Raw genomic sequence first — 14,106 nt, forward strand, 5'->3', positions numbered from 1 at the left:
GGACAAAAGGCTTTCGAAGCACAAACAGAGTAAAATGGCGTCTCAAAAACGTGTCCCGTTTACATAAGGAGACACAAACGATGGCGCGTTATGGTTACGCTCGTATTTCAACGGATGAACAGAGTCATGATCCTCAGCTTCTTGAGTTGAGGCGGGAGGGACTTGAGGAGATCATCACTGATACTGTTTCAGGTCGGATTCCTGCGGTAGAGCGTCCTGGACTTTCTGGTCTACTGAACCGGCTAGGGCAGGGGGATAGTATGGTAGTGGCACGTCTGGATCGGCTTGGACGTGATACCGTCGATGTCATGGGATTGGTCAGGAGCCTTGCAGAGAGCGGCGTTCGTGTGCGAATATTGAATATTGGGATTGAGACTGGCACGCCTAATGGTCAGTTGTTTTTGACCATCCTTGCAGGCTTTGCCCAGTTTGAGCGGGAGATTATCCGGGAGCGGACGCGAGCGGGCTTGGAAGCCGCGCGTCAGGCTGGAAAACGATTGGGGAGGTGCCCTATCCTGACGTCCCGTCAAAAAAAGCATGCCTGTGAATTGAAGCAGGCCGGGAGATCACTGGCAGAAATTGCAAAAATTTTTCGGGTCAGTCGGAGCACGGTCTGGCGCACGGTTCAGTGCGGGGTATAGCGTGCCAAAAAGCAGGTTTTAGGGACAGTAGCGACGTCGTCTGTTCGAGGCAGCTTGACAAGCTTCCAGAAACGACCGTTTTTCGGACACGAAACGTTGCGGGAAGCGTGATGGTTGCGTTGGGCTATGATCATTTCATATCGACTTTCGTCTTCATCTTAGAAATTCATTGCAATAATTTATATTTCCGAAAACAGACATAAATAACGCAAGGGTAAGTGTTTCCTTTTGCTGGTTTGTCAGTAACTGAGCGGTGTGGTTTACAAAAAAGATTCAGGTTGACAAATTTTCTATAATGCCCAGATTAACGTGTAGAATGGAAATGCGCGATGGCGGGCATGGGTATGGAACGAAAAACTCCTCAAGATTATCATCCTGATCTTACAGAAGGGCGGCTAGTCATGCTTGCGCAAGCAATTGCTCAGGCACGTGCAAATGCTGTTATTCATCATAATCCCGAAATTGGGGATATTGGTTGGACGTTAGGCTCCAGAGGATTCACGTGTAGTCTGAAAGAAATCGCAACTCTTTCCGAGAAGGAAGATTGGCTTTCCATAGAAGATGCAAGCCTTCATTTTGTATTTAAAATCGGTGCTGCAACAGTAAGGTTTTATAGAGGCGAACCTGACAAGCCTAACCGCAGGACATTACGGCGCACGCATTCTGAGGTTTTGCAGGAATCTTTTTTATTCCCTGAAGAAGATGAGGATGTCATTTTCCGTATCGCTGTAGATACAGACGTGGAGGGATATGCTGACAACATTTATTTGGTCTGTTTTCGTGGAGAGGCGGTGGTACAACACTGGATTATCCCGTATAAAGAAGGCGCAGTCAGTATTCCGGTTGTTTTGGAAGATATTGCCAAGTCGGAAGGTGTGGATATACCACCTGCTCCTGTTGGCATCCCTGGCGAAGAGAAGAAACAGGATGATGCCTCTTAAACACGGTTTGAAAGCACTTTTTCATGAGGGTCAGGTGTTATGCAACGCTCTGAGAAACCATTCTCTGGCGGTCAGTTGCGCATAGCGCGTTTAGCAAATTGTTTTTCATTGGATGAAATGGGGGAAAAGGTAGGAGTAACACGGCAATATATGCATCAACTGGAATCCGGAGCGAAGCTTCCTAATCAGGAAATGGAAGAAGCTTTGGCTGACGCTACAGGTGTGTTGTCACGTTTCTTCAGACTTACTGATCTGGCACCATTGGTGCCGGAACAGTGTCATTTTCGGAAGCAAGCTACGACGCCTCAGATGGTGAAAAGTCAGGCTCTGGCGCGCGGGACAGTTCTTGGAATGGTGATCGATCGACTTGATACAATGCTTAGCCTGCCGCCTGTCTCGTTCCCCAATATTCCCGTTCAGAGTGCGGAAGATATTGAACGCGCAGCTGAGCAGTGTCGTATAGAGTGGGGATTAGGGCTTACTGGCCCTATCACCAACATTATACGTGTGGCTGAAAATTGTGGTGCGATTGTCAGTCATTTTGAGGGCGTATCTGAGCGTGTGGATGCTCTTTCAATGGATCGCAAGCGGCCATTGATCTGTCGTAGTGAAGCTAAACCAGCAGCTTGCCGTCTGCGGTTTGATATTGCGCACGAAATTGGGCATTTGGTTATGCACCAAGGAGTGCAGACTGGAGACCGTGAAACGGAAAGCCAAGCTCATAGGTTTGCTGGCGCATTGTTAATACCTAGGTCAGTTTTTGTACGTGAGTTCCCACGTTCAAGGTATCTTAACTGGCAAAATCTGGAAGTTATGAAGTTGCGCTGGAAAGTTTCTTTGAGTGCAATCATTCATCGAGCATACGATTTACAGCTTATCGGAGCCGATCAGTACAAACGTGCTTACATTCATCTACGTAAAACAGGACAAAGCAAGAAGGAGCGCCATGATGATTACATTCAGCGTGAAGAACCAGAGTTGCTCGAGAACGCGCTCAATGTATTGGAAAATCATCAGAGCGGTTCCGTTGCTAGATTAGCCGTCAGTACTGGATTGAAAAACGAAATGTTTAAACTAGTAACAGGCTTTCCGGTACCTATGAGTAAGGCGCATTCGGTTGCGAATAATGTTGTCAACTTGTTTTAAAAGATGATTTTTTTGGCCTTTACCATTAAAGAATAATAAAAAAATCAAAATTCTTGAATATTGTGTGTTTGTGCATAAGCAGCCTGTATGTCGTGGAGGCAGTGAGTGTTAATGTCCCATACTTGGTTGCGATGGAGTGGCAGGCATATTTCCTGCTATTCCTTTTGGAATGACAAGTTTTGAACGAAGGCGCGAGATTTCTCGCTTTGCCTGTCCTTTTTCAGATTGGTGGGCTTTGTCCCATTGTCTGATACGGTTTGTTCTCGCCTGCACCAGTCTGTCAAAACGATGCTGGAGCCATGGTTCGAGTTTTTCCGGACCAGCCATGGCGGAAAATTCGGCATCATACTGTTTCCTGAATTCTTCAAGGACAGGTCTATCCTGTTCTGTCAGGATAGACCGGACAGGTTCTGGCGGTGTTGAGCGCAACCCGACAATATGCAGCAACGCCTGTACAACAAACCGCAGGACTTCCAGAAATTTGAGCAAAAGCTGCTGGCAGACTTTTGCCAGTTTCCCGGCTCGTCCGGTCATGCGTTGCCAGCGGCTTTCTTCCGCCTGTTCCCATTCTTTTTTGGCACGACGATAACGAGTAAAGCTGCTCCGCAGTTGCTTCTGGTAGGGGGTGAGGGCTTTTCGCCATTTTGCGAGCATTTCTTCCCTCTTTAATGGTGCCCAGTCCTCTTCTGGCGCTCTCTGGTCAAGGATAGCCTGCTGCTCCTGAATGGCCTGCCTGATCCGGTGGCGGATACGGGCTTCTTCCGCGCTGAGGATCAGCGGATACAGTGGTTTCGGAGGAATGTGTGGCACGGTGGCTGGCCTGTCCACATCCTCCATCTGCCTGCGCCTGAGTGCGCCAATCGCTTTATTCCTGCGTGGTAGGCGGATACGTTTTGGACTCCTGTTGGGGGCAGGTGAGGCGTCGGGGGCGGAGAATATTCCAGTCTGGTCATTCTCTGATGTCATGCGCACAGGAACACGGGAGCTTCTGATATCCAGTTTCGACTTTTCGTGTTCTGCTGATTGTTCTTTTGCCAGAAGCTTTCGGAATTCCGCCATGCGCACTTTTGTCAGCCGGGTAAAACTGCCAATCAGCGTTCCATCGCTGGTTTCAATGATATGAGCACCCGGTCGGGTCTCCTTTCGATCCCCTTCGCGCATGGTCAGACCATGCTCTGTCAGTGCTGCACGGAAAGACTTTAATCCGTCAGAGTGTCTCCAAAGAGAGGCAACAAGCTGTTTGAGTTTGGGCAGGTCAAGTCCCTGTCTTTCCGCTGTGCGGTGGGCCTGTGAGGTATAGGCGGCACGGGGCATGTCTGCTGGTTGTGCTGGAGCAAGGGCTGCGATCAATTCTGCTTCATGGACTTTGCCGTCCTGTCGTAAAGCTTTGGCAATCGAGCGGTTATGGCGCCCGGCGATGAGAGCATGGCCCAACCTGATTTCTTCCAGCCTTGCCAGTTTCTCCAGCCGTATCCAGCTAAAACGGCTGTCTAAAATATGATCCTGCTGCCATTCAGGCAGGATCAGGTGGCCATGGGTGCTGCCATCTTTCTGATGGATGACCAGAGTCATATGCTCCGGGTCTCCATGGAATTCGTGACAAATCCGTCTGGCAAAATCTGCCAGTTGGTTATCCGTCATCGGTTCCGCAGGATTGAAGGCGATATGACGCAGGCCATAGGTCAGCCCCTCACGTCTGGCTTCGCGCATAGCATCACGCATGAGCCAGTCTGAACCCGCCAGTATCCGGATGGCTTCATTCTTCGCACCATGCAGCATATGGCGGGACAAAGCACCCGCGCCACCGTGCGTTTTAATTCTGCTTTCCTTGACGATCACGGGGCATGACCACGAACAGTCAGTGCAGGGTAGGTACTGACCTGTCGCACCTGCGACGGGCAGACCTGTCAGAGCGGTGTCTCCGTGAGCGGGGGAGAAGGCCATCAAGATGCTGGATCAGTTTTTCAACCTCGTCCAGCACAGCCCCGCAATGCACGGTATCGCCACAGTTGGCAGAGTGGGCAAGCTGGTTGAGGTTGTTTCCAACACGGGAAAGCTGATGACGTATCCCGCGTAGTTCATCGGGAACGCGTGGCCCATCATGCCTGGCCAGTTCCGCACTGGTCAGGAGGGAGCGTATCCAGTGGGCGGTTGTGGCATGGCCATGAGCGTTGGCGATATGGTTCCAGCGGTCCAGTTCGGCAGGACTGGCTCTCACAGAGAGGCGGGAAGCCCGGGCAATCGGCATAACAGGGTTCTCCTTAAAGGGGGTCAACGGGGGAAGTATTCCCCCTTGCCAGATGCTGGATGGGTAGCCATTCAGCACTGCTGGCTCCCTGTAAGGGTAACCTATTCAGATGCCTGATTTCCGAACTTTCTTTTTATGAAAACAAGATCGACGATATGAACCGTTCAGAATGGCATGATGCACTCGGGCGGATAGCTCAGGGCTTCAATGACTTGTTTCAAATTGGCGGCCTCAATCCCGCTCGTGTAGTTCATCGTGCCCTGTGATTTATGGGATGCTTCATGTCCCAGAACAGTGTCGATCCACAGTTCCCGAATGTGCGCTTCCTGGTTTCGAAGCTTTGTCGAGACGGTGTGCCGGAAAGAATGGAAGGTCACAGCCTCTGGCAGACCAAGCCGTTTTTTGTGCTTTGAGAAGGATCGGGCAAAGTTATCGCCCCGTTCACCAGAAGTAGAAACGGTCAGGTCCGGGAACAGATATTTTTCACCATTGTCCTCAACTAGATTCAGCCCCTCCATTCTGAGCAGACTGGAATGAATGGGAATGATACGGGTGCCCGCTGACGTTTTGGGTGACCAGCCATCTTCGGGGTGAGGGCGGACATGGAAGCAGGGTACTCCGTCGATCACCTCAATATCCTGTCTGCGTAAATTGCAGATTTCGCCTAACCGCATACCTGTGAACATGCCGATGCTGATAATGCCAGTCCATGTCCGGTGAGAGACAGCCGTTCCCGACCACTGAGTGCGGGCGAGCAAAGCCAGTTCATCGTCAGTCCATCCCCGGCGGACAATCTTTTTGGTGACATTGAAGTCCCAACCAGCCCATGGATTCTTGTCGGCAAAGTCGCGTTTGACCAGATGACCCCATAATGCGGATAGTCGGGAAAAATGGTTTTTGACGGTTTTCCCGCCAACCGTTTCCAGACCTCGTTCCTGAGCCTGTGCAATGACAACACGTAACGGGAGAACAGTCTTGCCCTTCCCATGTGTTGTGGGCAGGGAAGAGAGCAGGTCAAAAAACTCTCCCGCCACGTTGCCGGTAATCTGTCGCACGGGCATGTCGCCAAAAGCTTCAATAAACAGATCGATAGTCTTCTGGGTGGCTTTTATGGTGTCGGCACTCTTTGCTTTGTCGGAATAGATAAAGCGTTCCGCCATGGTTGAAAGAAGAGGTGATGAAATTTTCGGGGCGGGTTTGCGCTCTTCCGGTGCAGGTGGGGCCATTGTCTGTGGCACCGGTTGGGCAATATGGGCAGGCTGACGGCTCTGGATATCAACGATCATGCCAGACAGGCGGTCGGCTTCCGCCCTGAGCATTTTCTTTTCCTGTTTGCTCAGGGCAACGCCGGTGGTGAGCTGCTGACGCAGACTGTCAAAGCGCTGACCGATTTCGCGTATTTTTCTTGAGCTTTCATCGAGGAAGGCGTTTTCGCTCTGAATTCTTTCGAGTAGGGCCATGTTATGGGTGGCGTCGCGAATTTTGCGGTCAAGGGCATGGCACTCTTCGGCCAGGGCGAGCGTCTCTTCCTGATCCCGGATCATCTGGGCCTGAACGGCCAGCAGGTCTTTCATCAGATCGGTGTCAGGCTTCTCGTCCATCATCCTTGCCCTTTCAAACAGTGTGCCCGTGGCTGCATAGAGGGCAGCCGCCCGTTCTCGCGCAATGAGCTTACTCTGAGTTTGCAGGGAAAGGGAGATTTCGGTTCTGCCGAGGCAGGCTTGCACGGCCTGAGGAACCGCGCGACGGAAGTGGTAATGTGACCCTATGAGTCGGAGCATGACGAGTTCCCATAATGGGAAGACAAACGGGAAAATCCCGCAGACCCGTCAAATTCTCATTTTACTGTTATATTTCAAGGGGTTAGTGGTGCGAACTGCGGGACTCGAACCCGCTCTTCTTGGTCGCGACCTGTCATATAACCCATTGAAACAGAACGATAATTTCAGATGAAATCATCCTTCATATGGTGACTGCGGGTTCACTGTGGGAGCAGGGGAGTGGGGCAGTCAAGGGAAAAATGTAGGAAATTATAGATATCGTGTCTTTTTAAACCGTTCTTATTTGATAGGGGACGGTATTTTTGTATAAATAATCTAATACATGGCGGCTGTTTCGGGGGTTAGATCGATTTCTTGTACAGTTATATCAAATGTTTCTTGAATCCAAGTGTCGAAACGAGTTGGCGAAATGCCCGAAGTGGTAAGTTTGTTTTTGTGGAGTAACTTAAGAAGAGATTTTGAATCAATAGGATAGAAGGATAGTTTGGGAAACTTTCTTAAATCCACAATTACGACACGTTCTACACTTTCGAGTGCTTCTTCTAAATCTTCAAGAGAGGCGCTACGACCGGAACCGATGTGTTTGGATTTCTGAAATTTAATAGTACCTTTGTTAAAACAACGTACACTTATTTCGAATTGGCCTAATGCGCCAAGATCCAGAGCGGCATCGGAACCCGGATGATTGCTATTTATATGCTTTCTATAGCTAAATAACCGTTCTCCCCAAATTTCAGCGAACCATGATGTTATCCGAGCATCAGTAAATTTATCTAATGCATCCTTCTCGGATATCTTCAGCGCTATGCTGATTTCTTTTAAAGACAGTTGAGTTTTTACTACTGTAAGTGGCAGCTTTTTCATCTTCTAGGTGTCCTTCAACGCGTGCCACGCTGGTTTCTACGTAGCTATCGTCTATTTCAAAGCCGATACCATGGTGTCCCAATTTTTCTGCAGCGACAAGAGTTGTGCCAGATCCTAGGAATGGGTCGAGAACAACAAGATCTTCTCCTCCATGAAGTTTCATGCACCGCATGGGGAGCTCCTCTGGAAAGCTGGCAGGATGATTAAACTTTTGTGTTTTAGAAGACACGGTTTTATATGGGATATGCCAAACATTGCCAGCGCAACGCTTATCAAGCGTATGCCCCCAACGAGAAATATTGGTCTTATCCTTAAAGGGAACGCCCACAGCCAGACGATCTATAATGGTTTTCCCGGTTTTTGAAAAATGGAAAATATTTTCATAGTTATTATTTAAGTATCTGGCGCTGTTAATAGGTTTAAAGTGACCAAAGCTTTGCTCGTCAATGCTAATTGACTTTGTCCATATGATATTATTTTGTAAAATAAAATCATTCCGAAAAGAAGAGGCCACTTCAAGGGCAATCCAAGGGTCAGAGCTTGTACTTCCGACATTTAGGAAAAATGAACCGTCTTCCTTAAGGACGCGACTAAGTTGTTTGCTGAGACGTGATAGCCACTTCAAATATTCTTTTCGCGGCATTGTATCATCGTAGGATCGGTAAGCTATTCCAATATTGTAAGGGGGAGATGTGATAATTACATCAACGGAGGCGTCAGGGAGACGTTTAATTTGTTTGAGGCAACTTCCATGCACTATGGTCTGCTTTCCTACATGCGTGACGTTGCGCGGAAAACAGGCTGATATGGTGTCTCGATCGGTGAGATGCGTCATGAAACTGTTACCCTTAGGTGCTTGTGACTTAACTATTGATTAAGCCGATTCTCAGCGTAAGCTTGAATCATGTTGCTTAATGGAACATTTGGCGAACAAGAGCAAGTGCTCAATGTCCTTAACACTAGAAAATTCCCTTTGTAAGAACCTGTGATTCTCGCTAGTACGCTCATGAGTATCTTGTCAATGAAATTTTTAGCTCATCGGGAATACTGGTAAATTTTAAGTATAATCAACTATGAATTACGAGGGGGTCAACGGGGGAGGTCACTCCCCCTTGCCAGATGTCAAATGGGTAGCCATTCGACACTGCTGGCTCCCTTTTAAATCGTCATGTTTGCAAAGGCTGTTTCCGGGTAACTTATTGCCTCTATGGTTTGCAGTAAATTGGCTGTTGAAATGCCTGTCAGGTAAGTGGTTGTGCCCTGACTTTTGTGTGTTGCTTCATGACCTAACAGGCGGTCAATCCAGACCTCCCGGATATCTGTATGGGCGTTTCTGAGTTGTGTGGAAACGGTATGCCGGAACGAATGAAATGTGATTTCCGCTGGCAGGCCGATACGGGTCTTGAGCAAAGAGAACGCCCGTCCCAGTGCTGCGCCCCTGATGCCCTGTTTTGAAGTCTCCAAGCCGGGGATGAGGTATGGGCCGTCTGTGGTATCCTTAAGAGCCAGCACACCAGCTTCAATGAGTTTTGAATGCATTGGCACAATACGGTTGCCTGCTTCTGTTTTCGGTGCCCAGCCGGTTTCGCTATGGGGTCTGATAAGAAAACAGGGGATGCCGTCAATGCTCTGGAGGTCTTCTTTCCTCAAGGTGCAGATTTCGCCCAATCGCATTCCGCTATAAGCTGCAATGAGGGTGACCAGTCGGAAAGTTTGTTCCGGCACAGAAGTGCTATGCCATGAGGCAGAAGCCAGCAAAGCCAGTTCCTTGGTCGTCCAGCTTCTCCTGATGGTTTTCTGTCCGCTTTCAAAATTCCAGCCCGTCCATGGGTTCCGTGTGACCAGTTCCCGCTGGTGTAGCTGGTTCCAGAGGGCAGAGAGACGCATCATATGGTTTTTCACACTCTTGCCACTCAAGGTTGGTAAACCTCCTTCTTTGGCTCGCTGTGCTTCTTCTTCGAGGGTAAGACTGCTTTTACGTTTGCCCAGCGATGCAGGCAGTGAAAACAGGAGGTCACGGAAGGCTCCGGCCTTCTCGCCCCCTATGATGGACACAGGGGCATCGCCAAAAGTTTGTAAAAATAGCTCTACCGCCCGCTGGGTCGCTTTCTTGGTGTCAGCACTGGCATGGGGACTGTCCAGCACGAAGCGTTTCAGCGCACCGGAGAGCATTAAGGGAGCCGCTTTTGGTGCTTTGGCCGTTTTCTTCACTGTCCGGGGTTTTGGCATCGGTGCTGGAACCGGCATGGACCCCGTTTCCTGAGCAGATGAAAGCAGGCTCACGCTCTGCAAATCCCGTAGTGAAACCCGCAGTCCCTCAAGCCTGCTGAAAGCATCCGGTTCAGCCAGCACAGAATGGGCTTGCATGAACAGTTCTGTGGTTCTGGCATGAAGCAGAGAAGCGCGTTTGCGGGCTTCGTTCTGATAGCCGGTTTTCAAAGAAACCCAGATTTCCCGCCGGTTTAAGGCTGCTCGTAGGGTAGGGGGAACGATACGGCGAAAGTGGTAGGTAGTGCCTCTAACTCGGAGCATAAAATCTTCCCTTGGTGGGGAAGGACGATGGAGCAAAGACAGCCTTTGCCCCTTATTCAGCCGAAAAATCGTGCTATTTCAGGTGTCTGTGGTGCGAACTGCGGGACTCGAACCGGAACGAGATTCAAGAATGCAGCTTTAACGCTCACTTTCGTTGTTATCTGGAATTGTGTCGTAGGCGTTTTGGGATAGCAAATGCGTATTGGGCATGGAGGTATGACATGAGGTGGCGCACAAAACATGCGTAGTAGGGTGCTTGCCTCGCGGCTAATTTCTTTATCTGTATGAATATGTGTGATACAAACGTAATGCAAATGAGGAGGCTTTTCGATGTCGGCCGTTACATTCCGGGTAGATGAAGCACTCAAAGCGGCTGCCGTTAAGAGGTTGTCAGCTCAAGGCATCTCACTTTCTGATGCTCTGCGGGATACTCTTGCGTATATAGCCGAAACGGGTCGCTCTCCCGTTAAGCGCAAGCTGGTCACGGACGAAGATGCGCAACTCATTGAGATTGTGCGTGAACGTCTTAAAAATCCAACCCAGAAGCATCGTATGAGTTTTGCAGAGCTTAAGAACCGTCATCGTGAATGAAAGAGTATGAGCTTGAATTTGACGATAGGGCGCTCAGAGAATGGGATGCTCTTGATGGCAGCATCCGTAAGAAATTTGAAAAGAAACTGGAAAAGCTGATTTGGAACCCTCACTCTCCTGGGAACGTACTCCATCGTGACTTATCGGGGTTTTACAAAATCAAGCTTCTCAAAGATGGCTATCGCCTTGTTTATCAAGTCATCGATGAACGGATCGTTATCTATGTGATCGCCGTAGGCCGAAGAGCTGATAATGAGATCTACGAATTGGCTGCGAAACGGACAGGATGAGCTTAGTGGTCTGGTGCGAAGTCAGTTTGCGCCTCGTTGCGGACATACATGCCGATGAGCAGCCTTCCACGCAGCGGACATTAGCAGCAAAGTGTATTTTGATCGAGTTTAACGAAATGGAGAGGTCTGTTTTGATTTGAATACGAGAAAAAGCGGACACGGGGAATCAGTGACGGCAATTAAGGTGAGGTTCAAATACCGATGCCTAACCTAAACGGCACAACACTGAGCATTGTAATGTTATTTAACGACGAAGCGCGGTTTACTATGCGACGTTTTTAAAATTGCGTCTGCATAGGATGCAAGCCACCGTCCCTTCTCTCTAACAGAGGGTTCGTTGTTCGCAACCAAAGAATCAATGACTATTTTCACAGAAGTCTTTAATTTCGTAGGACGTTTTCGGCGGGTCAAACCAAGATAATTAACAAAGAAGAGACCATCATCTTCTTGTATAACGGCTGATGGTATTTTTCTTAAATCAGGATAGACCAAGTTAATTACATCGGGAGAGACAACTACTCGGGGATAACGTGCTAACTTACTTTCGACATGATAAGCTGCAATAAGGCCGGCACTGAAAGTAAATGAATTTACCGAGTAATGTTTATTTACTGCAATCCCACCTCGGCAGAGCAAATGCTCGTCCAGCAGCATTCGTTGATAATCAGCAACTTTCTCCACGAACCACGTGAAATGTTCAACGTCAAATGGCTTCGCAATGACAACACTATCTGAAAATTGTGTTATGGTGCAGTCTGCATGGCCGCTGAAAATCTGGGATAGAGACTGATGACACTTGTATAGTTTTGATAGATTTTCTTGATCATCTCCGTGACTGTCTGAATTGACCATTTCAGAAAACCCGAGGATGTCTAAAAAAGCGACATAATGCTGCTTGAGTTCTACCGGCATGGAGTTATCGATCCCATGCTTTGATAATTTTAATTAGATTGTCAAAAAGTTCCCTGTATTTTTCCATTCGATCTTCTGCGTCGATCCAAGTTCCACCTTTCCAAGTCGTTCCATTGGGGCTCAGTTTAGCCGTATCTTTTTGTGTAATGTTAAATACCGCTTTGCCAACCTCCTGCATCAATGGAGCCAATTGATTAAAGTCGGGAACTTCTATTGCAATAGGGTTGGGCGTTGTAGGCAAAAAAAGCTTCTTGTTCTTACCGTATTTTTGCATGATTGGCTTCAACGAAGCTTCAATTTGTCGTGGCAAGCGTCCCATCCAAAGCTTATAGCCTGGTTTGGGCTTTCCGCCATACAATTTGAACGCTTGAACGATTGCGCCAAGAAATGCTGGTGTTCCTGGGCGTACAGGAAGCCCCAATTCTTCATATTGGGATTTGATCATTGCATGATCGGACATCCATCTATCAAGAATTTTTGCTAGCGTACTGATTGCTTGGACATTAAAACGATCCGGGGCCACGGGAATAAAAAAAGCGTCGCAGACAAGAAAGAAAGCGCGCGTCAACGCGCCGGAACTCGGGCCAACATCAACAAATATATACTCGTACTTCTCCTTTGCCGCCAACCGCGTTAATAAATCCCCAATAGCAACATAGGTGCGCATCAAATTCGTCCTCGTCGACTGACGCTGAACGTGCGCTTCCGCTAAGTCATCCTCAATTGAGCTAAGGTCAACCGACCCTCGGAGAAGCCAAAGATTTTGAGTTATTTTTGTCGTTTTAACTTTTGACAAGTCAATAAATGCGGCTTCGCCTTGTATGCGTTGATTTAGTGCATCTAAAACGCTGGAACCAGGCAGATCTGGAATTTCGGCTGAGGTTGGCGCTGCCTCTGCACGTATGTCCATCGTCGCAATCGTTGGAGCGAGAGCAATTTCGGTAAGATTACATTGCGGATCAGCATCAACCATCAGAACGCGATAACCTTCGTCTGCTAGACGGGAGGCCAAGTTAAATGTAGACGTCGTTTTTGAGACGCCACCTTTATGATTATAGAGGGTAAGAATTTTCACTTATGGTTACCATATTTCCGTTAGGGTTAACGTCGCCTCAAATGGATATTATGTAATTTAATAGTGATGCTGTCTTACTGCAAGTGTGCACCATCCATCCGACAATCCTGTCGGCGAATTGTGACTTTCGGGCTTGTTCCCAGTTGTTCAACGAGCACAGAGAGTATCTGCGCTACGAGGTAGCCGCCGGGTTGGGCTACCTGAGTGGATACTTTCGGGATTACGGCCGATCCCCAAGAATGGCTATCATGGGCGCATGTTTCGCCCACGCATCATGTACATGAATGGCCACTTCTTGCTTGCCGCTTCTATCAGCGGACATTCAGCTTACCCCCCCGTAACGGACCAAGTTATCTATTTTTGCAACATCAGTTCTGCCATTGTGTCTAGCTTTGTCTTATGGCGTACCCAGTCTGGCATGACTCTTTCCAGAAGAGACCAGAATTCTGGTCCATGGTTATGTTCTTTTAAGTGGCACAGTTCGTGTAAGATAACGTAGTCAATACAGTCCCGTGGGGCTTTTACCAGATGTGGGTTGAGCGTGATGGTACCGCCCGGTGAACAATTTCCCCATTGGGTCCGCATGACCTGAAGTTTGAGAGTGGGGGACGTGGTGACCCACAAGGCAGAAGGGAGGAGTGCCGCTAAACGGGCCTGGAACACGTTTTGTGCCCGTGCAAAATACCATAGTTCCAGAAGCTTCTGAATACGTAGGGCATGGCGTTCCTGTATAGCGACCTCCAGCCGTCCGCGTAACATACGCACGGTTTCTGGCGTATCGGGCTGATGATGGACTTTTAGCAAATGCCGTCGTCCCAGGTAGAAATGGCTTTCCCCGCTGACATATTCGCGTGGCGTGGCGTGTTCCTGAATTAAGCGGAAGTCTCTCAGCTTCTGCCATATCCAACGGGTTTTTTGCTGGAGTGCCCGATCCAGATCGGCATCTGATGTGCCGTCTGGCACAACGGCCTGCACTGTGAGGTCCGGATGCACCTTGATGCGCAGTGTCGTGCCAGGGCGGGAGCGGGTGAGCAAACTCACCCGGATATGCTCGCCACCATAGGTTAAAACTCGTTCGCTCATGG

14 protein-coding genes are annotated in these 14,106 nt (G+C 48.9%); 5 read left to right on the plus strand and 9 right to left on the minus strand.

The annotated features are described in order from the left end of the window. The first annotated feature begins 80 nt into the window (after nt 1-80). The 3 genes from LKE65_RS04765 (at nt 81) to LKE65_RS04775 (ending at nt 2,728) form a co-directional block, all read left to right on the plus strand. Nucleotides 81-641, plus strand: coding sequence for a recombinase family protein (locus tag LKE65_RS04765; RefSeq protein ID WP_253545182.1), 561 nt, complete (start codon nt 81-83; stop codon nt 639-641). 329 nt (nt 642-970) lie between these two features. Further along, the gene (locus tag LKE65_RS04770; protein ID WP_253545180.1) at nt 971-1,582 is read left to right on the plus strand and encodes a hypothetical protein; all 612 of its coding nucleotides are present in this window, start codon (nt 971-973) and stop codon (nt 1,580-1,582) included. Between the two features lie 39 nt (nt 1,583-1,621). Further along, entirely contained in the window at nt 1,622-2,728 is a 1,107-nt protein-coding gene (locus tag LKE65_RS04775; protein WP_253545178.1) for a helix-turn-helix domain-containing protein, read from the plus strand. A 108-nt stretch (nt 2,729-2,836) separates the two neighbouring features. Here LKE65_RS04775 and LKE65_RS04780 read toward each other — a convergent pair whose 3' ends face one another. From LKE65_RS04780 to LKE65_RS04805, 6 genes are all read right to left on the minus strand, one after another. Beyond that, the gene (locus LKE65_RS04780) at nt 2,837-4,567 is read right to left on the minus strand and encodes a hypothetical protein (RefSeq protein WP_278740630.1); all 1,731 of its coding nucleotides are present in this window, start codon (nt 4,565-4,567) and stop codon (nt 2,837-2,839) included. Between the two features lie 19 nt (nt 4,568-4,586). Next, on the minus strand, nt 4,587-4,976 hold the full coding sequence (locus tag LKE65_RS04785; RefSeq protein WP_253545174.1) for a MobC family plasmid mobilization relaxosome protein: 390 nt from the start codon (nt 4,974-4,976) through the stop codon (nt 4,587-4,589). A 164-nt stretch (nt 4,977-5,140) separates the two neighbouring features. Next, entirely contained in the window at nt 5,141-6,757 is a 1,617-nt protein-coding gene (locus LKE65_RS04790) for a DUF6538 domain-containing protein (protein ID WP_253545172.1), read from the minus strand. 315 nt (nt 6,758-7,072) lie between these two features. Further along, nucleotides 7,073-7,621: a hypothetical protein gene (locus tag LKE65_RS04795; RefSeq protein WP_278740631.1), complete on the minus strand. Its 549-nt coding sequence runs from the start codon at nt 7,619-7,621 to the stop codon at nt 7,073-7,075. After that, complete coding sequence (locus LKE65_RS04800; protein WP_278740632.1) at nt 7,527-8,456, minus strand: DNA-methyltransferase; 930 nt, start codon at nt 8,454-8,456, stop codon at nt 7,527-7,529. Before LKE65_RS04800 ends, LKE65_RS04795 begins: the two co-directional genes overlap by 95 nt. Before the next feature lie 323 nt (nt 8,457-8,779). Then, complete coding sequence (locus LKE65_RS04805) at nt 8,780-10,153, minus strand: DUF6538 domain-containing protein (RefSeq protein WP_341461181.1); 1,374 nt, start codon at nt 10,151-10,153, stop codon at nt 8,780-8,782. 330 nt (nt 10,154-10,483) lie between these two features. Between LKE65_RS04805 and LKE65_RS04810 the strand changes: the two genes are divergently transcribed. After that, nucleotides 10,484-10,744 (plus strand): type II toxin-antitoxin system RelB/DinJ family antitoxin, encoded by a 261-nt coding sequence (locus LKE65_RS04810; RefSeq protein ID WP_253545170.1) that lies wholly within the window; start codon nt 10,484-10,486, stop codon nt 10,742-10,744. Beyond that, complete coding sequence (locus LKE65_RS04815) at nt 10,741-11,034, plus strand: type II toxin-antitoxin system RelE family toxin (protein ID WP_253545168.1); 294 nt, start codon at nt 10,741-10,743, stop codon at nt 11,032-11,034. The genes LKE65_RS04810 and LKE65_RS04815 overlap by 4 nt, the downstream gene beginning before the upstream one ends. 240 nt (nt 11,035-11,274) lie before the next feature. Here LKE65_RS04815 and LKE65_RS04820 read toward each other — a convergent pair whose 3' ends face one another. The 3 genes from LKE65_RS04820 to LKE65_RS04830 all read right to left on the minus strand — a co-directional run bounded on the left by LKE65_RS04820 (nt 11,275) and on the right by LKE65_RS04830 (nt 14,104). Then, on the minus strand, nt 11,275-11,946 hold the full coding sequence (locus LKE65_RS04820; RefSeq protein ID WP_278740634.1) for a hypothetical protein: 672 nt from the start codon (nt 11,944-11,946) through the stop codon (nt 11,275-11,277). Nucleotides 11,947-11,950: 4 nt separating this feature from the next. Continuing rightward, nucleotides 11,951-13,021, minus strand: a complete 1,071-nt coding sequence (locus LKE65_RS04825; RefSeq protein WP_278740635.1) for a ParA family protein — start codon at nt 13,019-13,021, stop codon at nt 11,951-11,953. Between the two features lie 354 nt (nt 13,022-13,375). Further along, entirely contained in the window at nt 13,376-14,104 is a 729-nt protein-coding gene (locus tag LKE65_RS04830) for a M48 family metallopeptidase (protein ID WP_253545491.1), read from the minus strand. Nucleotides 14,105-14,106: the final 2 nt, after the last annotated feature.

Source organism: Acetobacter fabarum (assembly GCF_022483405.1).
Lineage (GTDB): Bacteria > Pseudomonadota > Alphaproteobacteria > Acetobacterales > Acetobacteraceae > Acetobacter > Acetobacter fabarum.